Below are 24,060 nucleotides of genomic sequence, written 5' to 3'. Positions count from 1 at the left end.
ACTATGCAACGCAGTTTTACAGATCAGTTAGGAAATAGCATTAGTATCAGTTACCCGCCAAAGAGAATAATTTCCTTAGTTCCTTCGCAAACTGAACTGCTGTTTGAGTTGGGGATGGACAAGGAAATTGTTGGGTTAACAAAGTTTTGCATACATCCAATAGAAAAGTTTGCACGTTGTGTAAAAGTTGGAGGAACTAAGAAACTCAATATCGAATTGATTAGGAGTTTACAGCCTGACTTAATCATTGGTAATAAGGAAGAGAACCAGCAAAATGATATAGAAGAGTTGATGCGGGAATTCCCGGTATGGATAAGTGATGTGAATGATCTGGACGGCGCTATGGCCATGATTGCTAAAGTAGGTGCTCTAGTAGATCGGGAGCCTGAAGCCTCCTATTTGAATCATTTAATCAATGCGGGCTTTACAGATTTGCAAACACTCGCAGCGCAGTACGGAATCAATAAAACAGTTGCATACTTAATTTGGAAAGATCCCTACTTATTTGTCGGAAAAGATACTTTTATAGATCACCTGTTAACCGTTAATGGTTTAAACAACGTATTTAAGCAAAGCAGGTATCCGGAATCTAAGTTAGAGGATCTGGTGTTGCTTGAGCCAGATTTGATATTCTTGTCTTCAGAGCCTTATCCTTTTAAAAAACAGCATCTGGAAGAAATACAAAAGTTCCTTCCTGAGAGTAAGGTTGTTTTGGTTGATGGAGAGATGTTTTCCTGGTATGGCAGCCGATTGGTAAAGGCAGTGCAATACTTCTTCGAATTCCAGAAAAAAATATCGGTGATTTAAGCGGAAAAAAATTGGCCGACAAATATTTGCCGTTTACCGATAGGAACGCGTGCTATGCCATATAAGCGTTGATGTGCGTGTGTTTAGACCATAGTTTTGAAGAAAAAAAGTCATGGAAACTCTAAACAAAAAATCAAACCGCAATTTTAACATAGGTGTATTGTTCATAGCTATTGGTGTTATATTCATCGCCAGAAACCTCGGACTCTTCGTTCCATTTTGGTTATTGAGCTGGAAAACATTTTTGATAGCAATGGGTCTGTTGATTGGTTATAACAGAAATTTTAAACCAGGTGGCTGGATAGCGATGGTGATTGTTGGTTCAGTGTTTCTGATGAAGAGCATTATTCCATTTTCATTTGGTCATGTTGGCTTACCATTGTTGTTTATTGGTTTGGGCCTTTATGTCATCTTAAAACCTAAACATACATTTGGAGATTGCGACTACCGCGGTAGAAAGCATAAGTTCAATTTTGATGGCATGCACAACGAAGGAAAATAACTAACTCCATCATATATATGAAGGCAATCAGAAATGATTGCCTTTTTTGTTATTTTAGCATCCTATGGAAAACAAAGCCATCGCACGTACCCTTAGGTTATTGTCGCAGTTAATGGAGCTGCATAACCATAATCCATTCAAAATTAAGTCGGTAGCTAATGCTGCATTCAAAGTTGATAAGCTTCCTTTTCCAATACGAGATAAAAATCTTGAAGAAATTGCACAAATAGACGGCTTGGGCAAAAGTATATCTGCAAAAGTGTGGGAACTGTTGCAGACAGGCACAATGGAGGAGCTGGAACAAATCTTGAATGATACGCCAGCGGGTATTGTTGAAATGCTCGGTATTAAAGGTATTGGCCCGAAAAAAATCTACGTGATCTGGAAGGATCTGAATATTGAAAGCGTTGGCGAGCTTTATTATGCCTGCAACGAAAACCGGCTAATAGAGGCAAAGGGTTTTGGTTTGAAAACACAGGATGAAATCAGAAAGGTAATAGAATTTAAAATGGCCGCCCATGGCAAATTTCTTTACGCCCAAGCCGAACCCTTGGTTAATAAACTATTTGAAGATCTGTCAATATGGTTAAATCAATTTTCGGGAGAACCCTTGCTAGGCATTGCTGGCGATTACAGACGTTGTCTGGAAATAATTGAAGAGATTGATTTGGTTTTAGGTGTTGAAAATATTGATTTGATCGTATCTGCAATAAGCAATTTCGAACCATTGGTTTTCGAAACCTTTAATGAGCATACTTTGGTTGCCCTAACACCTTTTGGCTTAAAAGTGAAGCTCTATCTGGTTACTCGTAATGAATTTTACATCAATTGGTTTAAATTGACAGGTAACCCTGATCATGTAAATAAGGTACTTACACTCGCTGGAGAAGGAACTTATGAAAGTGAAGAAGCAATTTATGATAAGGCTGGGCTAACTTTTGTATTGCCTGAGCTGCGGGAAGGTCTTGGAGAGGTTGAATTGGCAAAAAGTGGAAAACTTCCAATCCTTATAGAATATGGCGATTTAAAAGGCAGTTTACACAACCACTCTACCTGGAGCGATGGCGTAAATACCCTGGAGGAAATGGCCTTATATTGCAGGGACCATTTGCAGCTGAGTTATTTGGGAATGTGTGACCATTCTAAGTCGGCCTTTTATGCAAACGGGCTTAATGAACAACGCATCTACGCGCAACATAAAGAAATTGACGCGCTAAACCTCAAAATGGCACCCTTTAAAATCTTCAAAGGAATCGAGAGTGACATTTTATATGATGGAGCACTGGATTATCCCGATGAAATCCTTAAAACCTTCGATTTTGTGGTAGCATCGGTTCACAGCATTTTAAAAATGACTGAAGAGAAAGCCACAAGTCGATTGATCACAGCAATTGAAAACCCATATACCACTATATTAGGACATCCAACAGGCAGGTTATTGCTAAGTAGAAAAGGCTACCCAGTTGATTTTAAGAAAGTAATAGATGCTTGCGCCGCAAATGGAGTGGTGATCGAAATTAACGCAAATCCTTTGCGACTCGATCTCGATTGGAGATGGCACCGCTATGCTTTAGAAAAAGGAGTATTATTTTCAATAAACCCGGATGCGCACCGGACGGAAGGTTTTCATGACATGAGATATGGAATACTAACCGCCAGGAAAGGTGGGCTGCAAGCCAGCCAGTGTTTAAACGCTTTTTCTTTAGATCAGATTGCCAGTTTCTTTAAGGATAGATTAGCTAAATTGTAATATATAAAAGTCATTATACCTACATTTGGTGTTTAATACCTGAATATGCTATCCGAAAAACTTTATGATCATGTGCACAATAATCCTGCTCCAAATGTTTTGGTAATTGGAGACATTATGCTGGATCATTATATTTTTGGCTCGGCCGACAGGCTTTCTCCTGAAGCACCGGTGCCAGTTGTAAATGTTAAAAAGGAATCTAAAATAATTGGTGGCGCGGCAAATGTTGCCAGCAACCTCATATCACTTGGTGCGAAAGTTACTTTAGCAGGTGTAATAGGTACGGATCCATTCGGATCTGACATTATTACTGCCTTAGCAGAAAAAGACATTAACACATCTTTAATCATTAAAGATGACAGTAGGGTAACTACTGTTAAAACCCGAATTATTGCAGGTACGCACCAGATAGTTAGGATCGATAAAGAGCATATCCATGATATTTCTGCAGAACTAGAGGAAATATTCTTTAGCATGCTTAAAGAAGAGATTGGCAATTGTGACATCGTGATACTTTCAGACTATAATAAAGGATTGCTAACGAATAACTTAACCCTAAAAATTATCGATCTGGGCAAGAAGCTGAACAAGCGAATTATCGTTGACCCCAAAGGCCTGGATTACGCTAAATATAGTGGTGCCTATCTCATTAAACCAAATAGGAAAGAACTCTTAGAGGCATCTAAAACAGCGCGTATAAGTGATGAAGCTGACTTGGTAAAGGCAGCTCACATCATACTGGAGGCAACAAATGCGAATTACCTGATCGTTACCCTTTCTGAAGCGGGTATCGCCATCATTACCAAAGCAGATTGTCGTGTTTTCCCTGTTGTAGCAACTGAAGTTTTTGATGTTACCGGAGCAGGGGATACCGTTATTGCTACTATCGCCTACTGCTTATCTTTGGGTTTTTCCATGGAAGAGGCCGCGGTTATTTCCAATTATGCTGCTGCAATAGTGATCAAGCATTTAGGAAGCGCCACTACGACTACTGCGGAAATTATTTCATCCTTAAAAAATAATTAATGCCTTATGGTATTAGAAGAACTAAAATATCACCAGCAAACATTGGATAAAGTTATTGCAACCCTTGTTCCGCAGATTGAGCAGGGTTGCGAAATTCTGACAGCGGTAGTAGCATCAGGTGCAAAAGTGCTGCTGGCTGGAAATGGTGGAAGTGCAGCCGATGCCCAGCACATTGCTGCCGAACTTACAGGAAGGTTTGTCAAAGAGCGAAAAGCATTACCGGCAATTGCACTGACAGTAGATACGTCGGCTTTAACTGCAATTAGTAACGATTATGGTTACGACAGGGTATTTGCCAGGCAACTGGAGGCATTTGCGCAACAGCAAGATCTTTTTATTGCCATATCAACCAGTGGAAGCAGTCCGAACATCATCAATGCACTGCATTCGGCAAAAGCCATAGGTTGTAAAACAATTGGCCTGTCTGGAAGAGACGGTGGATTAATGAATGAACTGTGCGATTTGAACATTGTCGTTCCGGAAACCAACACCGCAAGTATTCAGGAAATGCACATTTTAATTGGTCATATATTTTGTAAAGCAGTAGATCAATTATTCTAGTCATGAAAAAGAATCCAGGAGCGGATTTAGCTCATAAAATACTTTCAAATCAGGATTTGGAACTGGTAAAGAAAAGATGGGAAGATGAAGGCAAAAAAGTGGTTTTTACCAATGGCTGTTTTGATATCATCCATCCTGGTCATCTGTCTTATCTTAGTGAAGCTGCAAGTTACGGAGATGTACTGATAGTAGGGTTAAATACAGATCGCTCAGTGAAGGAGCTGAAAGGAGAGAATAGACCTATCAATGATGAATTTAGCAGAGCACAGTTATTGGCATCCATGTTTTTCATTGATGCAGTAGTATTATTTGATGAGGGAACACCTGCAGAGCTCATTAGGATTGTAGAGCCCGACGTACTGGTAAAAGGAGGTGATTACACCATCGAAACAATTGTTGGTGCAAAGCAGGTTTTAGAAAAAGGTGGAGAAGTTAAAGTGCTTGGCTTTTTGCCTGGCTACTCATCCACCTCCATCATTGAAAAGATAAGAAAAAGCTAAGGGGACAATATTGAAAACACCTTCAAAAATTCTGGTAATTAGGTTCAGTTCAATGGGTGATATCATCTATACTACACCAGTGGTGAGGTGTCTGAAGCAAAAGTTTCCGAATGCAGAAATTCATTTCTTAACTAAAAAAGAATTTAAGTACATCTACGATCACAATCCTTACTTAGCAAAACTTCATCTCCTACAGCCTAAACTGAAAGATACCATTCAGGAAATCAAATTGGAGCAATTTGATTTGGTTATTGACCTGCACAACAACCTGCGCACATTTATCATCAAATCAATGTTGCGCTTGCCATCATCCACCTATAAAAAAGACAGAATCAATAAGTGGCTGGCGCTTAGGTTTAAATCTAAAAAATTCGTATCTCCAAAGCATCTAGTAGACCGGTACCTGGATACGGTAACCTTCCTGGGAGTAGAAAATGACTATAAACCCATTGACTATTTTATTTCAAAGCCGTATCAGCTGAGTGAATTGTTGCCTGTTTCACACCAGAAAGATTATGTTGCTTTTATTATTGGTGCAACTCATTTTACCAAACGCCTGCCTAATGAACAGATTATAGAGATTTGCAGCGGAATCAATGCACCTGTAATCTTACTTGGGGGTAAGGATGTGATGGAAAATGCCGCAATCATCCGGGAGGCCATAGGAGAGCGGGTGCACAACGCATGCGGACAAATTAACTTGGATCAATCGGTATTCCTTGTATCAAAAGCCAGTAAAGTAATAGGGTTTGATACCGGACTAACACACATTTCAGAAGCGTTTAACCGGCCGCTTGTTTCCATATGGGGAGGAACCACTGCCGATTTGCTCGGAGTTTATCCTTACCAGATAACCAATTCGTTAATGGCAGAAATTGACCTGGAATGCAGACCTTGCTCCAAATTTGGATTAGAAAATTGTCCGCTTGGCCATTTTAAATGCATGAAAAACATTCCGTCGGGCCCAATTGTTAATTTCGTAAATTCTTAATTTTGTATCCCAATGAAGCATCTTCTTTTAGTCAGGCATGGTAAATCTGAATGGGGTAATGCCCATCTTCAGGATTTCGATAGACCACTTAATCCACGTGGACATAGGGATGCGCCAGAAATGGCGAAAAGAATTTTACAGAAAGGACTGGTGCCCCAGCTAATGGTAAGCAGTCCGGCTTTACGAGCGATCACAACCGCACGTCATTTTGAGCAAATTTGGTATAGAACTACACATCCAATTACCCAAAATGAAAACATCTATGAGGCGGATATACCTAGTCTGCTAGAGGTGGTAAATAATTTAGATAACGCCTATCAAAGTGTAGTGATATTTGGGCACAACCCAGGGTTTACAGATTTCGCTAATTACCTGAGTAATGCGAATATCTATAATATACCCACTTGCGGCGTTGTTTTACTGGAATTTCCTACAGATGACTGGCAGGAAATTGGTAGTGATTCAGGAACTTTAATAGATTTTGACTATCCAAAAAGTCCTGACGAGGACTAAAACTGTAAGTGCTTCACCGTTAATCCATTGTTTATTAATTGTTTCAAAGAGTCAATTCCGATACGCAAATGTGTTTCCACATAGGTGTTTGTTACTGTACTATCACTTTCTGCTGTTTTCACACCTTCTGGAATCATCGGCTGATCTGAGACAAGCAATAATGCACCTGTCGGTATCTTATTGGCAAATCCGGTAGTAAATACCGTAGCAGTTTCCATATCAACAGCCATCGCCCTTAAGCTCTTTAAGTACTTCTTGAAATTCTTGTCATGCTCCCAAACCCTGCGGTTTGTCGTATAACAGGTTCCAGTCCAATAGTCACGGGAATGGTCGCGTATTGTAGTAGAAATCGCTTTCTGTAAGGCAAAGGATGGTAGGGCGGGGACTTCGGCAGGAAGATAGTCGTTCGACGTTCCTTCGCCCCTTATCGCCGCAATAGGTAAAATCAAATCTCCCAATTGGTTTTTCTTTTTCAAACCTCCGCATTTGCCTAAAAACAACACAGCTTTCGGCGTGATGGCAGTTAAAAGATCCATCATTGTGGCTGCTAGCGGACTTCCCATACCAAAGTTGATAATGGTAATCCCATTTGCGGATACGCTTTGCATCGGCTTATCTAAACCCATTATAGGCGCGTTGTCGTTCCATTCTGAGAACATTTGTAAATACTTACTAAAGTTGGTTAGTAAAATATATTCGCCAAACTGGTCTAACGGTCTGCCTGTATATCTCGGTAACCAATTTTTAACAATGTCTGCTTTAGATTTTAACCCAGGCTTAATAGCCGAATTCACTTCCTTTACCTTTTTTGCTTTAGCTACAATCTGTTCATCTTTCTTTACGTCTTTTTCTTCATTCATATATTTATAATTTAATTAATATTCTGTTTTTATAAGCTGTTATCTGTACTAGCTTGGAAATAAGAAAATGACCTTCTCAGAAAAGACCTCAGCACCACTGTTGCGAAGCTTAAGTGGATGCAGTCTTCGAAGAGAACGGTTAATTTCTTAATGTAAAGCGGTTCTCCGAAAATGCAAACAGAGATCTTTCACATTCGTTCGAGATGACGGTTTGCACAAACTGAACCGTAATTACAAGTTAAAAAAAATCCCCGGTGAACAACCGGGGATCAAATCTTTTAAGCAGCCTTTAGTTTTTTAAAATCTGCTTTCTCAAATTTCTCCACCGCATAATCCAGTGAGATGTGAAGTTCCTTTATACTAGGGTCTGATGGTATATCAAACATAGCGTCCAGCATAATCGCTTCGCAAATCGATCTTAATCCTCTTGCTCCAAGCTTGTATTCCATTGCTTTATCCACAATGAAGTCTAATACTTCATCATCAAATACCAGTTCTACATTTTCATATTCAAAAAGCTTTACATATTGTCTAAACAGAGAATTTTTAGGTTCCGTCAGGATATTTCTCAGTGCAGCTTTGTCTAATGGATTAAGGTGAGTCAAAACAGGTACCCTGCCAATTAGCTCCGGTATCAATCCAAAAGATTTGAGATCTTGTGGTGTAATGTATTTATATAAGTTTTTAAGGTCAAGGTCCACATCATCCTTTTTCACTTTGTAGCCCACTGCCTGTGTGCGCAACCTATTCGCAATTTTACGTTCAATACCGTCAAAGGCGCCTCCGCAAATGAACAAGATATTGTTTGTATTTACCGGAATCATTTTCTGATCCGGATGTTTACGCCCACCCTGAGGAGGAACATTTACCACAGTACCTTCAAGTATTTTCAATAAAGCCTGTTGAACACCTTCACCTGAAACATCCCTTGTAATGGATGGATTGTCACTTTTTCGTGCAACTTTATCCACTTCGTCAATATAAACAATGCCACGCTCAGCCGAAGCCACATCATAATCAGCCGCCTGAAGCAAGCGCGTTAGAATACTTTCCACATCTTCACCAACATATCCGGCTTCAGTCAGCACTGTAGCATCGCATATGCAGAAAGGAACATGAAGTATTTTGGCAATCGTCTTTGCAAGCAAAGTTTTGCCGGTACCAGTTTCCCCAACCAACATGATGTTAGATTTTTCTATCTCAACTTCGTCCGCTTTATCCACCTTTTGGCTTAGCCTTTTGTAATGGTTGTACACTGCCACTGATAAAACTTTTTTAGCATCATCCTGACCAATTACATATTGATCAATATGCGCTTTGATCTCATGTGGTTTTAGCAGGGTTACAGATGTGTCCAGACCCTTTGATTTTTTGCTACCAAGCTCCTGCACTAGCAGCTGATTGGCCTGCGTTACACATTTATCACAAATGTACGCATCTAAGCCCTCAATAAGCATAAGAGTATCTTGCTTACCTGAGCCGCAAAAAGAGCAACGGGATTCTTTGTTTTGTTTAGCCATTATTAATCTTTCTTACCAGCACTCAATACTTCGTCAATCATCCCAAATTCCTTTGCCTCATCAGCCTTCATCCAGTAGTCACGATCAGATGCTTTCTCCACCCACTCATAGCTTTGTCCTGAATGATTGGAAATAATATCATAAAGTTCTTTCTTTAGTTTTAGCATTTCTCTCAAGTTGATTTCCATGTCCGAAGCAACACCTTGAGCGCCTCCAGAAGGTTGGTGTATCATCACTCTAGAATGTGGCAATGCTGCACGTTTCCCTTTAGCGCCCGCAACCAGTAATACCGCACCCATTGAGGCGGCCATCCCTGTACAAATTGTAGCCACATCCGGGCCAATGTATTGCATAGTATCATAAATACCTAATCCTGCATATACAGACCCACCAGGAGAGTTGATATAAATCTGAATGTCTCTATTGTTATCAGTTGATTGCAGGAATAGTAGTTGGGCCTGAATTATATTTGCGTTACCATCATAAATAGCATCTCCAAGGAAAATGATTCTATCCATCATTAGCCTTGAGAAAACGTCCATCTGTGCAACGTTTAATTGACGTTCTTCAATAATGTATGGAGTCATGCTTTTTGGTGAATTATTGGTCGCACCGATGTAGCGATCAACATTCAAACCATTAATGCGGTGATGTTTAACTGCGTATTTTCTAAATTCGTCTTTATCTATATTCATAATAATAAATTATCTAGTTATTCTGTTTTCGTTAATCACCAAAATAGTTAAACTAAGTTGGCAATTTATTGTGGTATTGTAAAATTTGTTTATTTTATATAAGTAAGGCGGCCTTTTTAAAAGCCGCCTCACCGTTATTTTATAAAATTATGCTGTTTTCTCAGCGCTTATTTCAACTCAATAAACTTGTTATAAGGTATGTCTTTTTGGTCTAAAGTTGCTACTGATTTGATGTATTCGAAAACCTTAATCGCCTTCACTTCATCAAATATACGGTTGGCATTGTCTTTTTCTTTTAAAAAAGTTGTAGTGTACTGAGCCAGTTGATCCTCAGGCATAGGAGCAGGGCTGTACATTCTGAACTGAGCATCTAAACGTTGCTTTGCTGTCTGGAAAACATCTTCGTACTTAATTTCGATGTTATTTTCCTTGATAAGTTTGTTCTCAATTAAAGTCCACTTCAAGTTTTTAGCAAAGTCATCATATCCTTCAGCTAGCTCAGCGTCAGTGAGTTTCTCATTAGTTGCTTTTAGCCATTTACGTAAAAATGCATCAGGAAGCTCAATTTTGACACCTTCAATCAGCTGTGTGTAGATGTCGTTTTGTAGTTTACGATCTGCATCTTGCTGGAACATGCTTTCAACCTCTTCAGTGATTTTTTCTGTAAAACCAGCTTCATCAGTAACTGTACCTTCACCAAATAATTTATCAAAGAACTCTTGGTTTAAATCCGACTCTTCCAAACGGTTAACATTTTTAATAGTTACCTGGAACTTTGATTGCAAGTCTTTCGCATCTTCTTCACCGATGTTTAAAAGCTTTGCAATGACAACTTCGTTTTTATCGAAAGCTTTTTGAACATCCAATTCAACAACGTCATCCTTTTTCAAACCAACTAAAGATTTTAAAATCTTTTTGTCCGTCACCTGATCTAAACGAATAGAACCGGTTGCAGTGATACCTCCTTCAAAAACTGAACCATCAGGAGAAAGTTGTGCTAAATCGGCATAAAGGACATCATCTTCTGCCGAAACTTCAGGGTTTGTCATTTTGCCATAGCTTCTGCGGATGTTTTTGATCCTTGAGGCCAGCGTTTCTTCGTCAGCTTTAACTTTATATTCAGTGAATTTGTCTTTGGATGTGATGTTAACGTCTATTGCTGGAGCCAGACCAACTTCGTAGTCAAACTCAAACTCATCAGTATTATCCCATTTAAACTCTTTTGAATCATCCATAACAGGCAATGGCTGACCAAGAATGTCAATTTTACTGTCGGTTAAGTGTTTATTTAATGTTTCACTCAGTAAATTATTGATCTCTTCAACCAGGATGCTTCTGCCGTACATTTTTTTGATATGCGCTGCAGGTACCATTCCTTTACGAAAACCAGGCAGGTTAGCTTTCTTTGCTTGTTCTTTTATAGATTTCTCAACTTTTTCAGTATAGTCTTCAGGGGCTATTTTAATTTTTACAACTGCGTTTAAATCGTTAATTTTTTCCTGTGTAATGTTCATTGTTCTGAATCAATATTTTTATAATCGTCTTTATATAAAAATTCCCCCGTTTTGCGGGGGAATTTTTGTGTGCGGAAGAAGGGACTCGAACCCCCACGCCGTGAAGCGCCAGATCCTAAGTCTGGTGCGGCTACCAATTACGCCACTTCCGCAGTTAGGAGTTGTTTAGGACTGCAAAGATAGCTAATGTTTTCAAATGTCAAAACGCAACGCAAATTATTTTTAAGCGAAGTAGTTAACCTGCTGTATTACAGTCAATCTTTTTTAATGTTGCATTTACAAGCAACTACATCGTTATTGAACTTTGATCTCAAATGGCATTCTTGTCTGCACGCCCGACTTAGCAATGGCCGATTTTATCTGTTCATATAGGTGAAAATGTGCACCCAATTCTTGTTTCGCGTAACGCATTTTAATCTTATCTGTTGTGTTTTCAATAAATGATTTCAACGGATTCATCTTTTCTGGAAACTCCAGTACTTTATAATCTGTTAACTTTGCTTTCCTTGCCGCGGCAACTATGGCATCATCAAAATTTCCTATTCTGTCCGCAAGTCCAATCCTGACCGCATCAGTACCTACCCAAACACGACCGCCTGCTATGCTATCAATGTAAGCTTTTGAGCGTTTGCGTCCATCTGCAACTCGTGTTATAAAACCATCATAAACTCTGTTTACGTCATTTTGTATGATTAGCCTTTCACCGGCAGTCAGCGCCCTGTCTGTGCTCATTATGTCTGCATATTTTCCTGTTTTAACGCCATCGAATGTGATGCCCAGCTTCTCATTATATAATTTCTGGAAATTTGGAATCACGCCGAAAACACCGATAGAACCGGTAATGGTATTTGGTTGCACGAATATAGAATCCGCGGCACAGCCGATATAGTAACCACCAGAGGCGGCAACATCACCGAAGGATGCTATAACAGGTTTGATTTTTTTAGAAAGCACGATTTCCCTCCAAATCACGTCAGATGCTAATGCACTACCGCCAGGAGAATTTACCCTCAGCACTATTGCTTTAACAGTAGAGTCAGTGCGAGCTTTTCTGATTGCTCTGGAGATGCGCTCAGAACCAATTTGATCGTCAGAACCTTCGCCACCCATTATATCCCCATTTGCGAAGACTATTGCAATTTTATCTTCCGAACTTTTATCCTTTTCATTTGCAACATTTTTTGCATACTCATTTATAGTAATAGTAGTCAAGTTGTTTTTCTTTTTCTTATTGCTCAGTACCTTTAACTCATCTAAAATTTCATCCTTGTATTTTAAGCCATCTACCAACTTGTATTGCAATGCATCTTTTGGTTGTTGTATTTTATAATCATCAGCTAACTCATGTAATGCAGTGGTGCTAATGCTCCTGCTTTTTGAGATTCCCTGTAAAAATGTTTGATACAATCCGCTAAGATAAGCCGTTACCTGTTCACGGTTTGCGTCGCTCATCTTGTCAGTAAAAAAAGGTTCAACTGCGCTTTTATAGTTTCCTACCCTAATGATCTGTGCCTCGATACCTAATTTGTCCAGGGCACCTTTAAAAAACATTACTTTTGAACTAAGACCTTTAAATTCCAGCGCCCCTTCTGGATTAAGGTAGATCTTGTCGGCCGCTGATGCCAGATAATAAGCGCCTTGGGTATAAACCTCACTGTAAGCGATTACTTTTTTACCACTTGTTTTAAAATCTAAAAGCGCATCCCTAACCTCCTTCATAGTGGCAAAGCCAGTATTTGGCGAACTAACGTTGATATAAACGCATTTGATGTGGTCGTCGGTCTTCGCAAATTTAAGTGCTTTGATTAGATCGTTAAAACCGATATTCTTCTCACCATTGCCACCAAGTATGGCCAAGTTAGAGAACGTGTCGTCAGCCGTGCGTTCTACAATAGCCTGATCTAGATTAAGGAAAAGGACAGTGTTGTCGCTTACAGGAACACTTTGGTCATTTTCAACAGAAGATATCAAAATGGCGATAATGCCACAAAAGAGAAGAAACAGCAAAAATGTTGAAATAACGAAGCCTATAACTGTGGCGAAAACGTACTTAAAAAATTCTCTCATTGGTAGGTTAAATATTTATTTTTGTAAAGGTAAAGAAATAGCCATAGGCTTTTATATGATATTGGATAAAGGAAATGTTTATTTGTTACTAGGGAGCAATTTGGGAAACAGAAAGAAATTGCTAACTGAAGCTGTCCGGCAGATTGAACTCCGTATCGGCAAGGTGTTTTCCCGCTCTTCCTATTATGAAACTGCTGCATGGGGAAATACAGATCAGCCCGCATTCCTCAACATCGCATTGGGGATCAATACATCGCTAACTCCATTATCAGTTCTGCGGCAAGCAATGGCAATTGAAGAGCATTTGGGGCGGATTAGATTAGATAAATGGGGTGCCAGGCTAATTGATATAGATATTATATTTTATGATGATCTATTTATTAATAGTAGTGAGCTTATAATACCTCATCCTGAAATGGCGAAAAGACGGTTTGTACTTGAACCATTGAATGAAATCGCGCCCGAATTTGTACATCCCATTGCGCAAAAATCAGTGTCAACGCTATTGGCAGAACTAACGGATCAACTGGAGGTATCAAAAATTTAAATAACTGCTCTGGATTGCATATAAAAACAATTTTATCTAAGTTTGTTTTAATGATTAACGTAAGCAAAAATGATGAACCACTTGATCTTTCTTATTTGAAAGAGATGTCTGGCGATAGCCCCGAGTTCATTATTGAGATGATCGACCTTTTTAAATCTCAAACGCCATTGTATATGGCAGAACTCGAAAGTGCTATTGTAAATGAAGAATGGGATAAAGCAGCCGCAAGCGCGCACAAAATTAAACCAACCTTCACCTATGTTGGGAGAGAAGATGCAAAAGAGCACATGCAGGAAATGGAGCAGAGTGCCCGTGAAAAAATGAATGTGAATCAATTGTTGGCAGATTTTAATGAAGTCAATCAGTTCACAACAATTTTGTATCAGCAGTTGGACAAGGCAAAAGCCGACTTGCAAAAGCTACTTTAAGCCTTTATTTTCCTGAAATGCACAATTGAGGAAGAAATATAAAGTACAAGTATAAAAGGTACAGCAACGAATTTTAGAAAGATGGCCAGCAATACTGAGGCAATGAGGAAAAGGTATTTGAATTTATTCTTCTGCCATCCAAGGTCACTCAATTTTAGTGAGAAAATTCTGATTTCACTTACCAACAGCCAACTCAGCAACGCAATTAATCCTACAAGGAAAATAGTCGAGCCAATAACTTCCGGATAATCCTTATGGATAAAAGGAAGGGATACAATAAGCAATGTATTCATTGGCGTATTTAAACCAATAAAATCTTCAGTTTGTCGGGTATCTACATTGAACTTAGCTAGCCTAAGTGCAGAGAATACGGTGATGATAAAACCTAAATATGGGAGGTATTCACTTGAATAGTCACTATTGCCAAGCAATTTGAACAGCACTACCCCTGGTAGAAAACCAAAGCTTACCATATCGGCCAACGAATCCAACTCTTTACCGATGGTAGATTTAACTTGAAGTGCCCTCGCAGCTAAACCGTCAAAGAAATCGAATAAAGCAGATAGCAGCACAAAATATGCTGCTATCTCCAATGACCCTCTAAATGCAAAAACTATTCCTATGCAACCTGAAAACAGATTTGCACAGGTAATTGCATTAGGAATATGCTTTTTTATCATGTATTAACTATTCATTGATATCAAGAACTCCTCATTAGATTTGGTTCCTTTGATCTGCGATTGAACAAATTCCATCGCTTCTTGTGAGTTCATATCCGCTAGATGGTTACGTAAGATCCAGACACGTTGTAACGTATCTCTGTCATGTAACAAATCATCTCTCCTAGTACTTGATGCAGTAATGTCAATCGCAGGGAAGATACGTTTGTTAGATAATTTGCGATCCAGCTGAAGTTCCATATTACCAGTACCCTTAAATTCTTCAAAGATTACTTCATCCATTTTAGAACCGGTATCAGTTAATGCCGTAGCCAAAATCGTCAGTGAACCTCCTTTTTCAATGTTACGGGCGGCACCAAAGAAACGTTTAGGTTTATGTAGGGCATTTGCATCCACACCACCAGATAAGATTTTTCCTGATGCAGGAGCTGTAGTATTGTAAGCTCTTGCTAGTCTGGTGATGGAATCTAATAAGATTACCACATCATGTCCACATTCCACAAGGCGTTTTGCCTTCTCTAAAACAATATTGGCAATTTTAACATGTCGGTCTGCTGGCTCGTCAAATGTAGAAGCAATAACTTCTGCTCTAACACTTCTCGCCATATCTGTCACCTCTTCAGGGCGCTCGTCAATTAGTAAAATGATCAGGTAAACCTCAGGATGGTTTTTAGCAATCGCATTTGCAACCTCTTTCAGTAAATTAGTTTTACCTGTTTTAGGCTGTGCAACAATCAATCCACGCTGTCCTTTACCAATTGGTGTAAACAAATCAATTATACGAGTAGAATAATTGTTGGTCTCCGTAAATAAATTTAGTCGCTCTGTTGGAAAAAGAGGGGTAAGGTAATCAAACGGAACGCGGTCACGCACTTCAGCAGGTAACCTGCCGTTAATGGTTTCAACCCTTACCAATGGAAAATATTTCTCGCCTTCTTTAGGTGGCCGGATACTGCCTTTTACGGTATCACCGGTTTTTAATCCAAATAACTTAATTTGAGATTGGGATACATAAATATCATCAGGGGAAGACAAATAATTGTAATCCGCAGATCTTAAAAACCCATATCCATCAGGCATAATCTCCAAAACACCTTCATTGGTAATGGTATTGTCGAAATCAAGATTGGAATAACTGTTCTCATTTTGCTTCTGAGGAACATTACTTACATTCCCTTTCTGCGGGCGATTATCCTCTCTTGGAAGTCTGTTCTTTTTATTGTCGAATGCTACTGGTGTGCCTGCAGGAGCAGCAACAACAGTTTCAGTTTCCGGAGCTTCCGTTAATTCTGTGGTGGCTGGGGCAACTATAGCAGTTTCAGGTTTTGCTTCAATATATGCAGGGGCCGTGTTCCGGTCTTCAAAGGCAGGAGCTGCATCGAACAAAGAAGCGCGGTTAAAAGGCTTAATGGTGCCTGGAGTAGGTGCCACTTCTTCCTCTTTTGGAATTCTTATCCTTTTTCTGGTAGACTTTTCCGCAGTACTATCTTTAACGGCCTTTAGTTTGGATGGTTTTTCAATTTCAGCCGCTTCAACAGGTTCCGCAACAGCTTCTTGTTCTGTAATCTGCGCTATAATTTCAACCAATTCGGCCTTTCTTAATTCGTCTGCGTTTAAAATACCCTGTGATTTTGCGATCTCACGCAGTTCTGCTGTGAGCTTTTCATTTAATTCTGTTTTGTTAAACATTATATAATATTCGGTGTTGAGAATTTTTTAAAAAATATTTATCATTCAAAGCAAGAAAAATCGGCTATAAAAATAGTTGGATAACAAGATTTTACGAATATTTTCTGGAATGATCAGATAAACTTTTAAGGAATTATGTTGCAATTGTATGTATTTGTAAACTAATCTCCAAGAAAAAAGTAAAATTGTTTAAAAGATTCCTGATTAAAAGTTAACAATCACTGGCAATTTTTATACCAAAATTGGCATCTTTGCGAAAATTATTAGTGTTTGCAATGAATAAAAGTGCGTTAATTGATCAGATAAAAGAAAAGCGATCTTTCCTGTGTATAGGTTTGGATCCGGTCCTGGAAAACATTCCAAAGCACTTATTAAAGTATGAAAACCCTGTTTTGGAATTCAATAAGCAGATTATTGATGCTACAAAGGACCTATGCGTAGCTTATAAGCCCAACACTGCTTTTTTTGAGGCCATGGGCCTTAAAGGTTGGGAAACTTTAATTGAAACATGGAAATATATACCTACAAATATCTTTACGATTGCCGATGCAAAAAGGGGCGACATAGGAAATACTTCGGCGATGTATGCGCGTGCATTCTTTGATGAAGCACAGTCGGGAATGGGTTTCGATGCCATTACAGTAGCCCCGTACATGGGTGAAGACTCTGTAGGTCCATTTTTAAATCATAAAGACAAATGGGTGATATTACTTGCGCTAACCTCTAATATCGGTCACCGCGATTTCCAGCTTGCAGAAAGCAAAACCGGAAAGCTTTATGAAGAGGTCATTCGGGTGTCATCTCAATGGGCGGATAGCGAACAATTGATGTACGTAGTTGGAGCTACGATTGCCTCCGAGTTTCAAAATATTCGTAAACTGGTGCCGAACCACTTCTTACTTGTTCCTGGTGTAGGTGCGCAGGGGGGTAGCTTAACTGATGTATGCCAATTCGGCTTAAATAATGACTGCGGTTTGCTCATCAATTCTTCAAGAGGTATTATCTATGCGTCCAAAGGAGAAGACTTTGCAGTACGCGCTAGAGAAGAGGCGCTAAAATTACAGCAGGAGATGGAGCAGATTCTCAAAGTCAATCAAATTATATGAAGAAAAAGCCAGACGTAAGGCTTATCCTTTCGCTGTTTGGTGTGGCCGTCGTATGGGGGACTACCTATCTTGGTATCAGGATAGCAGTAGAGACTATACCACCCTGGTTTGTTACTGCCATCAGGCAAGCAATTGCCTCCTTGATCTTACTCATCGTTTTGCTCTATAAAAAGGAGTTGAAATGGAATGGTTGGGCTCATCTGCGCAGGCAAATCTTTGTTTCTGTTTTAATGATTGTGATTGCTAACGGGATGACAACAGTTGCAGAACAAAGTATCCCCAGCGGATTGACTTCTCTGCTAAACGCGCTCAACCCCATCATCGTATTTATAGTAAGTGTACTCATTGGGTTGCAACGGCCATCAATTAAAGGCTTTGTAGGGGTGATATTGGGGTTTTCCGGTGTGGCCTTCATCTTTAAGGATGGCTTGGCCGATCTCATGAATCCGCATTACCGCAACGGAATCATATGTTTGTGTTTTGCAATTAGCGGCTGGGCAGCTGGTACCATTTACACTAAAAAGTACTCTTACAAGTCCAGTAATATTTTCCTGGATCTTTTTTACCAGTTTCTCTTTTCAACCTTCGCGCAGCTTGTGCTAGCCTTTATTTTTTCCGGTGATACTAGGGTAGCTACATGGAGTACGCCAAGCTTGCTTGCTGTGGTTTATCTTGCTGTGTTCGGCTCTGTAGTTGGATATTTTTGCTATCACTATGCGCTAAAAAAGGTAACAGCTACAGAGGTTTCTATACTTTCTTACTTTAATACCGTAATTGCGCTGTTTCTGGGCTGGCTCATTTTGCATGAGACCATCACTGCTGATATCCTCATAGCTACTGTACTGATTATATTAGGTGTTTTTATTACGAACTACAAAAAGCAAGATGTCGCCTAAGGTCAATGTGTTTATGTATCTTCGGTATTATTTAAACAACATATAGGAATAAACAGTTGTCCTTTGAAAAGATTGTTATTTTTATACGCTAATTTTAAAATGTTTTCCAATTTATGACTAATACCGATTTAACCAATTGTGATGTAGAGCCGATCCGTATTCCTGGTAAAATACAGTCTTACGGATTTATGGTTGCGGTTGATAAAGCTCACAAAATTATCTATTGCAGCGAAAACATTTCTTTATTTTTGGGTTCTACTGCTACTGAGTTGCTGGCCAAGCCAATTAGTAAACTAGACGATATTCTTTCAGATAAAAGTAGCAGCGTTTATTTGTCTACGTTATTATCGCTTTACATTTCGCAATCTAATGCTGACGCGGAAAGTCAATACAATATACTTGTTAACGATCAACCTTTTACGTTATTGATTTCAAAAACGGCTGACCTGTTCGTGCTGGAATTTGAACCTGAAATGGATGAATCAAACGCCAATACATCCGCTATTCTTGGTGTTGCACTTTCAGAAATGCTGGCAGAGGATAACCTCTCTAAATTGCTGTTGAGATCTGCTATACAAATCAAAAAGGTCATCGCCTACGATAGGGTAATGATTTATAAATTTCATCAGGATGGACATGGTGAAGTAGTTGCGGAGGCAAAAGAAGAGGATTTGGAATCTTGGATGGGATTACATTATCCTGCATCAGATATACCGAAACAGGCAAGGGAGCTTTACAAAATCAACCTAACCAGGCAAATAGCAGATGTTTATAGTGAACCTTCTTCCATCGCCGGACTAAAGGAAAATGAAGCTTCCAGTTTTGACATGACCCACATTTCAATGCGTGCGGTTTCGCCGATCCACATTCAGTACTTAAAAAATATGGGCGTGGCATCTAGCTTTAGTATCTCTTTGCTTTATCATGGAGAGCTTTGGGGATTAATTGCCTGTCACAGTTACAGTACCCGTTTTATCAGCTATAAAGCAAGAAATTCTGCAAAACTAATTGGTCAGGTGTTTTCATCGGCATTAAGCTATAGACAACTGCAAGAAGATCAGAAGAAAACGAATAAGTATAAATCCCTAATAGACATTATTGGAGTCAACCTGCTCAACGCTACTGACATTCCAGATGCGTTGTTTGATGAGCAGGTTTTCTTGCTGGAAGCAGTTGAAGCATCCGGAGCTATACTTTATTATGATCAGAGATTATACAGTTTAGGAAGCGTTCCCGATGAGCCGTTTTGCATGCAGCTTATTGACTGGATAACTTCTCATACACGAGATGGTTATTACGAAACCAATTGCTTAACTCGTGATTTTCCGGCGGCTGAACCACATAAGAAATTGGTTAGTGGAATCCTGGCCTGCATCTTTTCTCATGAGCTCAAAGAAGTACTGATTTGGTTCAGACCTGAAGTGTTGAGCACCATGACCTGGGCAGGAGATCCAACCAAAGTCGCTACAATAGGTGCAGATGGATTAAGTACCATTCATCCCAGAACTTCATTTGCCAACTGGACGCAAGACATCAGTAACTGCAGTATTCAATGGAAAAATGAAGAAGTCCAGGCAGCAAAACTTGTGGGCGAAAAAGTAGTATCCGCAATTAGTCGAAAAGCGAATGAATTGCGATTGCTGAACAATAGGCTTAAAGAGGCATATGACGAATTGGATGCATTTAGCCTTACCTTATCTCACGACCTTAAAAATCCGCTTACCTCTATAAAAAGCTACGCGCAACTGTTAGAAAGAAATAATGCCATTAATGATTCAGGCAAGCTAATGGTTTCGAGGATCATGTCTAGCGCTGAGAAAATGCATTTTATGATTGGTGATATACTCAGTTACTCCCGTGCAGGTCAGCAACGAGCTGTATATGAACAGGTCAACATGAAAGAGCTTATTCAGGAAATTAACCAGGAACTTTTGGGATCAAACCAGGGAATTATACAGGTAAAAAGCTGTCATGATATCTACGGAGATAAGACGATGATTATGCAGGTATTTTCCAATTTGATAGGCAATGCTGTGAAATATTCTAAAAAAGCGGATCAGCCACATGTGGAGATTAGCAGCATAGAAACTGCTGACGCTGTTCAATACACAATTACCGATAACGGAATTGGCGTGCATCCGGATGAGCATGGAAAAATCTTTGAGCTCTTTAGCAGGTCCAGCAATGTACATGATTTTGAAGGTACAGGCGTTGGACTCAGCATTGTCAAAAAAATCGTTGAACGCCATCGGGGCAAAATCTGGTTAGAGAGCGATGGTATCTCTGGCTCATCATTCTATGTTTCCTTTTTAAAGCCAGGTTTGCTTAAAGAGGCTAAGATCAATCCTAATACAAATATTTAAGGCCATAAACTGACCCCTTCATAATTTCTTCAGGATTTAGGTGGATATTGTAACAGAATAGAAAAAGCTCCCGGAAATACGGCTGCTTGTTTAACATTTATTTACTTTACATACGATGAAATATCCAAAATTCTTGCGCCTCTGGCATTGGTTAAATGTAATGATCATAACAGGATCACTGTTAACCGTTCTACTCAATTCAACTTTATTGGACGTTCGGGACAATACAGCTTACGTGCAGCAAGAATTGCAAGATGCCGGTGCTAGTGTTACTAACGAACAGGCAAGAGGTGTGGCTCATGGGTTAGAAGATAAGGTTTGGGGTATCCATATTTATTTTGGATATGCGCTGGCAGGGCTCTTTTTCATCAGGATCTTAATGGGATTTTTTCAGCCAAAAAATGATCAGTTTTTCAGTAAGCTTAAATTAGCCTGGGCTAATTACCGGAGTAGTAGTCGTGTCGTTGAATCTGCTCTTCATGATTTCATTGTGAAAGGATTGTATCTTGCGTTTTATGTTTTGTTTGCCTTGATGGTTGTAACTGGCCTTAGCCTTACATTTGAAGATGAATTGGGGCTTTCCAGAAACTTTGCACATACCATTAAAGAAGTTCATGGGTTCATTATGTATCCAATATTGGCGTTTATCGTCATTCATATTGTTGGCGTAATTCTGGCAGAACGCAGCTTAAATAAAGGGATAGTCTCTGACATGATAAATGGGGGTGAGGATACCCAACAAATGCGGTAGTTATTGCCGAACGCTTTTGCTACTTACTATTTTTTTGGTAAGATGGTCTGAAACTGCCTCGCAACCGAATTTATGGTTAATTAGTTTGTTGTATTCCATATAATTTACGGATATATTAGATTTGGTTGTTATTTTTTTTATTTCTACAGACTTTTGATGGAAATATTACCATCAAATGGAACAACCAGTTTACTTAGATAACGCAGCCACTACTGCTCTCGACAGCGAAGTTTTGAATACCATGTTGCCATATATGCAGCAGCATTTTGGTAACCCCTCTTCTACATATTCGGTCGGCCGCCATGTTCGTACGGCTATAGAAGCTTCCCGAAGAAGCATAGGCAAAATTCTTGGCGTTAAACCTGGTACTTTGTTTTTCACAAGCGGAGGCACTGAAAGCAACAATACTGCAATCGCAGCGGCAGTAAACCATTTAGGTTGTACGCATATCATCACCTCGGCCATAGAACATCATGCCGTACTTCATACAGTGGAACACTACAGTAAGGTATCTGGTATTTCATTCTCATATGTAAAGCTAACCGAAACCGGTGAGGTAGATTATGAGGATTTGGAACAACAATTAGTTCTTTTTAGTAATGGTGGTAAAAAGTGCCTCGTTACGCTAATGCACGCCAACAATGAAATTGGCAGTTTGCTGGATATCTCCAGAGTTGGAAAGCTTTGCCGTGTTTATAAAGCTTTATTCCATTCAGACTGCGTTCAAACCATTGGTCACTACCCAATTAATTTAATCGAGGCGGGGGTGCATTTTGTTTCGGCTGCAGGGCACAAATTCCACGGGCCTAAAGGAACAGGTTTGCTATACATTAGCGAAGAGATAAAAGCATATCCATTGATTTTTGGTGGCGGACAAGAACGTAATGTTCGTGCAGGTACAGAGAATGTCTACGGAATTGTAGGCTTCGGTAAAGCATTGGAGATCGCTACTGAGGGGTTTGAAAGAGATAGTGCGTATATTAAAGAGCTAAATAATTACATGAGGGAGCAATTAACAGCAGCCATCCCCGGTATCTCCTTCAATAATCCCGAAAATTCTTTATACACTGTTTTAAGCGTCTGTTTTCCTGAAAGTGATCAAAATGATTTTCTGGTTACCTTTTTCGATATGAAGGGAATATGTGTCTCAGGAGGAAGTGCTTGCAGTAGCGGAGATGATGCTGGTTCACATGTGATGAAAGCCTTGAACAAGAACGGTGTTTGTGCTACAATACGTTTTTCATTTAGTAAGCACAATACAAAGGCTGATATAGAAAGGGCTGTTGATGTTGCAGCCTCAATTTTCCTCAAAAAAGGTGTTTCAGCATTATAAAAGCATTCAACAATGGTTATCGTTGGATTTGTAGCTTGTGCCTTAATCGGTATTTCTCTTGGCCTTATCGGTGCTGGCGGAAGTATTTTGATGGTGCCCGTTCTGGTATTTCTTTTTCATATGCCGCCCCTAATCGCAAGTTCGTATTCTTTATTTGTCGTCGGTGCAACCAGTATGTTTTCTGCTGCAGGTAAATTTCATAAAGGAGATGTATTGCTTGGTTCGGCTCTGGCATTCGGAATAACCTCTATGGCTGCGGTGTTGACTGTTCGTCATTTTATCATTCCGCTTATTCCAAGGCATCTGGGGATGATCGGACATGCAGATGTAAGTTATGACCTATTGTCAATGCTGCTATTCGGATTGTTAATGATTGTTGCAGCAGTTTGCATGGTTAACAAAACTTCAGATTCACAAATAGTTGCCGAGGGTCAATCTGGGAAAATGATTAAGATGGTATCTTACGCGCTTTTAGTGGGTTGTGTAACTGGATTTCTGGGCGCTGGCGGAGGATTTCTCATCATTCCGGTAATGACCCTGCTTTTAGGGATTGACATGAAAAAGGCTGTAGGAACCTCGCTTGCGGTGGTTGCATTAAACTCCTTGTCGGGTTTCGCTAACGACCTAAGCCGAATCGATATCAATTGGAGTTTCCTGAGTATGATTACCCTTATTGCCCTGGGAGGAAGTATATCAGGAGGACTAATTTCCAGCAGGATTAATGTAGCGAGATTGAAAGCCTGCTTTGCCTGGTTTGTATTGTCGCTGGGTATCACCATCATCACCGCTGAATGCTATGGGTTTCTAAGAGCGGTTTATAAAATTTAGATTGTTATGCAGATGAGATGACACTAACTATAAAAATATCAGTTAAAGCTAATTTTATTGATAATTTTAAGAAAAACACTTAATATATTAATCATTATCCGAAAAATAAATGGATTTATAGGGGTATCATTGA

23 protein-coding genes and 1 tRNA gene are annotated in these 24,060 nt (G+C 39.5%); 16 read left to right on the top strand and 8 right to left on the bottom strand.

The features are described 5' to 3' along the window. The first annotated feature begins 3 nt into the window (after positions 1 to 3). The 8 genes from ACXZ1K_RS15310 (at position 4) to ACXZ1K_RS15275 (ending at position 6,650) form a co-directional block, all read left to right on the top strand. Positions 4 to 807, top strand: a complete 804-nt coding sequence (locus tag ACXZ1K_RS15310; RefSeq protein WP_458970546.1) for a helical backbone metal receptor — start codon at positions 4 to 6, stop codon at positions 805 to 807. Positions 808 to 919: 112 nt separating this feature from the next. Then, positions 920 to 1,309 carry a LiaF transmembrane domain-containing protein gene (locus ACXZ1K_RS15305; RefSeq protein WP_458970545.1) on the top strand — a complete coding sequence of 130 codons (390 nt, stop codon included), beginning with the start codon at positions 920 to 922 and terminating at the stop codon, positions 1,307 to 1,309. A 64-nt stretch (positions 1,310 to 1,373) separates the two neighbouring features. Beyond that, positions 1,374 to 3,059, top strand: coding sequence for a helix-hairpin-helix domain-containing protein (locus ACXZ1K_RS15300; RefSeq protein ID WP_458970544.1), 1,686 nt, complete (start codon positions 1,374 to 1,376; stop codon positions 3,057 to 3,059). Between the two features lie 45 nt (positions 3,060 to 3,104). Continuing rightward, the gene (gene rfaE1 / locus ACXZ1K_RS15295) at positions 3,105 to 4,085 is read left to right on the top strand and encodes a D-glycero-beta-D-manno-heptose-7-phosphate kinase (RefSeq protein WP_458970543.1); all 981 of its coding nucleotides are present in this window, start codon (positions 3,105 to 3,107) and stop codon (positions 4,083 to 4,085) included. Between the two features lie 6 nt (positions 4,086 to 4,091). Further along, a complete protein-coding gene (locus ACXZ1K_RS15290; RefSeq protein ID WP_458970542.1) occupies positions 4,092 to 4,646 on the top strand; it encodes a D-sedoheptulose 7-phosphate isomerase in 555 nt (184 codons plus the stop codon). Positions 4,647 to 4,648: 2 nt separating this feature from the next. Next, positions 4,649 to 5,146, top strand: a complete 498-nt coding sequence (gene rfaE2, locus ACXZ1K_RS15285; RefSeq protein ID WP_458970541.1) for a D-glycero-beta-D-manno-heptose 1-phosphate adenylyltransferase — start codon at positions 4,649 to 4,651, stop codon at positions 5,144 to 5,146. 52 nt (positions 5,147 to 5,198) lie between these two features. Then, positions 5,199 to 6,137: a glycosyltransferase family 9 protein gene (locus ACXZ1K_RS15280; RefSeq protein ID WP_458970540.1), complete on the top strand. Its 939-nt coding sequence runs from the start codon at positions 5,199 to 5,201 to the stop codon at positions 6,135 to 6,137. Between the two features lie 12 nt (positions 6,138 to 6,149). Further along, positions 6,150 to 6,650, top strand: a complete 501-nt coding sequence (locus ACXZ1K_RS15275) for a SixA phosphatase family protein (protein ID WP_458970539.1) — start codon at positions 6,150 to 6,152, stop codon at positions 6,648 to 6,650. Here ACXZ1K_RS15275 and ACXZ1K_RS15270 read toward each other — a convergent pair. The 6 genes from ACXZ1K_RS15270 to sppA all read right to left on the bottom strand — a co-directional run bounded on the left by ACXZ1K_RS15270 (position 6,647) and on the right by sppA (position 13,306). Then, the gene (locus ACXZ1K_RS15270; protein WP_458970538.1) at positions 6,647 to 7,510 is read right to left on the bottom strand and encodes an AMP nucleosidase; all 864 of its coding nucleotides are present in this window, start codon (positions 7,508 to 7,510) and stop codon (positions 6,647 to 6,649) included. The genes ACXZ1K_RS15275 and ACXZ1K_RS15270 overlap by 4 nt on opposite strands. A gap of 278 nt (positions 7,511 to 7,788) precedes the next feature. Further along, the gene (clpX, locus tag ACXZ1K_RS15265; RefSeq protein ID WP_458970537.1) at positions 7,789 to 9,030 is read right to left on the bottom strand and encodes an ATP-dependent Clp protease ATP-binding subunit ClpX; all 1,242 of its coding nucleotides are present in this window, start codon (positions 9,028 to 9,030) and stop codon (positions 7,789 to 7,791) included. 2 nt (positions 9,031 to 9,032) lie between these two features. Then, positions 9,033 to 9,725: an ATP-dependent Clp endopeptidase proteolytic subunit ClpP gene (clpP, locus tag ACXZ1K_RS15260; protein WP_458970536.1), complete on the bottom strand. Its 693-nt coding sequence runs from the start codon at positions 9,723 to 9,725 to the stop codon at positions 9,033 to 9,035. Between the two features lie 167 nt (positions 9,726 to 9,892). Continuing rightward, positions 9,893 to 11,239, bottom strand: coding sequence for a trigger factor (gene tig / locus ACXZ1K_RS15255; protein ID WP_458970535.1), 1,347 nt, complete (start codon positions 11,237 to 11,239; stop codon positions 9,893 to 9,895). 70 nt (positions 11,240 to 11,309) lie between these two features. After that, positions 11,310 to 11,391: transfer RNA gene (locus ACXZ1K_RS15250), tRNA-Leu, on the bottom strand. 142 nt (positions 11,392 to 11,533) lie between these two features. Further along, entirely contained in the window at positions 11,534 to 13,306 is a 1,773-nt protein-coding gene (gene sppA, locus ACXZ1K_RS15245) for a signal peptide peptidase SppA (RefSeq protein ID WP_458970534.1), read from the bottom strand. A gap of 55 nt (positions 13,307 to 13,361) precedes the next feature. Here sppA and folK point away from each other — a divergent pair, with 55 nt between their 5' ends. Together folK and ACXZ1K_RS15235 are read left to right on the top strand one after the other, a co-directional pair. Beyond that, the gene (gene folK / locus ACXZ1K_RS15240) at positions 13,362 to 13,853 is read left to right on the top strand and encodes a 2-amino-4-hydroxy-6-hydroxymethyldihydropteridine diphosphokinase (protein ID WP_458970533.1); all 492 of its coding nucleotides are present in this window, start codon (positions 13,362 to 13,364) and stop codon (positions 13,851 to 13,853) included. 50 nt (positions 13,854 to 13,903) lie between these two features. Continuing rightward, a complete protein-coding gene (locus ACXZ1K_RS15235; RefSeq protein WP_458970532.1) occupies positions 13,904 to 14,281 on the top strand; it encodes an Hpt domain-containing protein in 378 nt (125 codons plus the stop codon). Here the strand turns inward: ACXZ1K_RS15235 and pssA are convergent. Both pssA and rho read right to left on the bottom strand, forming a co-directional pair. Next, positions 14,278 to 14,961 (bottom strand): CDP-diacylglycerol--serine O-phosphatidyltransferase, encoded by a 684-nt coding sequence (gene pssA / locus ACXZ1K_RS15230; protein ID WP_458970531.1) that lies wholly within the window; start codon positions 14,959 to 14,961, stop codon positions 14,278 to 14,280. The genes ACXZ1K_RS15235 and pssA overlap by 4 nt on opposite strands. A gap of 3 nt (positions 14,962 to 14,964) precedes the next feature. After that, on the bottom strand, positions 14,965 to 16,650 hold the full coding sequence (rho, locus tag ACXZ1K_RS15225; RefSeq protein ID WP_458970530.1) for a transcription termination factor Rho: 1,686 nt from the start codon (positions 16,648 to 16,650) through the stop codon (positions 14,965 to 14,967). A gap of 275 nt (positions 16,651 to 16,925) precedes the next feature. Here rho and pyrF point away from each other — a divergent pair, with 275 nt between their 5' ends. The 6 genes from pyrF (at position 16,926) to ACXZ1K_RS15195 (ending at position 23,927) form a co-directional block, all read left to right on the top strand. Beyond that, positions 16,926 to 17,756, top strand: coding sequence for an orotidine-5'-phosphate decarboxylase (gene pyrF, locus ACXZ1K_RS15220; RefSeq protein WP_458970529.1), 831 nt, complete (start codon positions 16,926 to 16,928; stop codon positions 17,754 to 17,756). After that, positions 17,753 to 18,652: a DMT family transporter gene (locus tag ACXZ1K_RS15215; protein WP_458970528.1), complete on the top strand. Its 900-nt coding sequence runs from the start codon at positions 17,753 to 17,755 to the stop codon at positions 18,650 to 18,652. The genes pyrF and ACXZ1K_RS15215 overlap by 4 nt, the downstream gene beginning before the upstream one ends. Positions 18,653 to 18,765: 113 nt before the next feature. Next, entirely contained in the window at positions 18,766 to 21,015 is a 2,250-nt protein-coding gene (locus tag ACXZ1K_RS15210; protein ID WP_458970527.1) for an ATP-binding protein, read from the top strand. A gap of 115 nt (positions 21,016 to 21,130) precedes the next feature. Then, positions 21,131 to 21,766, top strand: a complete 636-nt coding sequence (locus tag ACXZ1K_RS15205; protein ID WP_458970526.1) for a cytochrome b/b6 domain-containing protein — start codon at positions 21,131 to 21,133, stop codon at positions 21,764 to 21,766. Positions 21,767 to 21,941: 175 nt separating this feature from the next. Next, positions 21,942 to 23,099, top strand: a complete 1,158-nt coding sequence (locus ACXZ1K_RS15200) for a cysteine desulfurase family protein (protein WP_458970525.1) — start codon at positions 21,942 to 21,944, stop codon at positions 23,097 to 23,099. A gap of 12 nt (positions 23,100 to 23,111) precedes the next feature. Beyond that, positions 23,112 to 23,927: a sulfite exporter TauE/SafE family protein gene (locus ACXZ1K_RS15195; protein ID WP_458970524.1), complete on the top strand. Its 816-nt coding sequence runs from the start codon at positions 23,112 to 23,114 to the stop codon at positions 23,925 to 23,927. Positions 23,928 to 24,060: the final 133 nt, after the last annotated feature.

This window comes from Pedobacter jaeyakensis (genome assembly GCF_054461315.1).
This window is presented reverse-complemented; position numbering and strand designations above follow the sequence as displayed.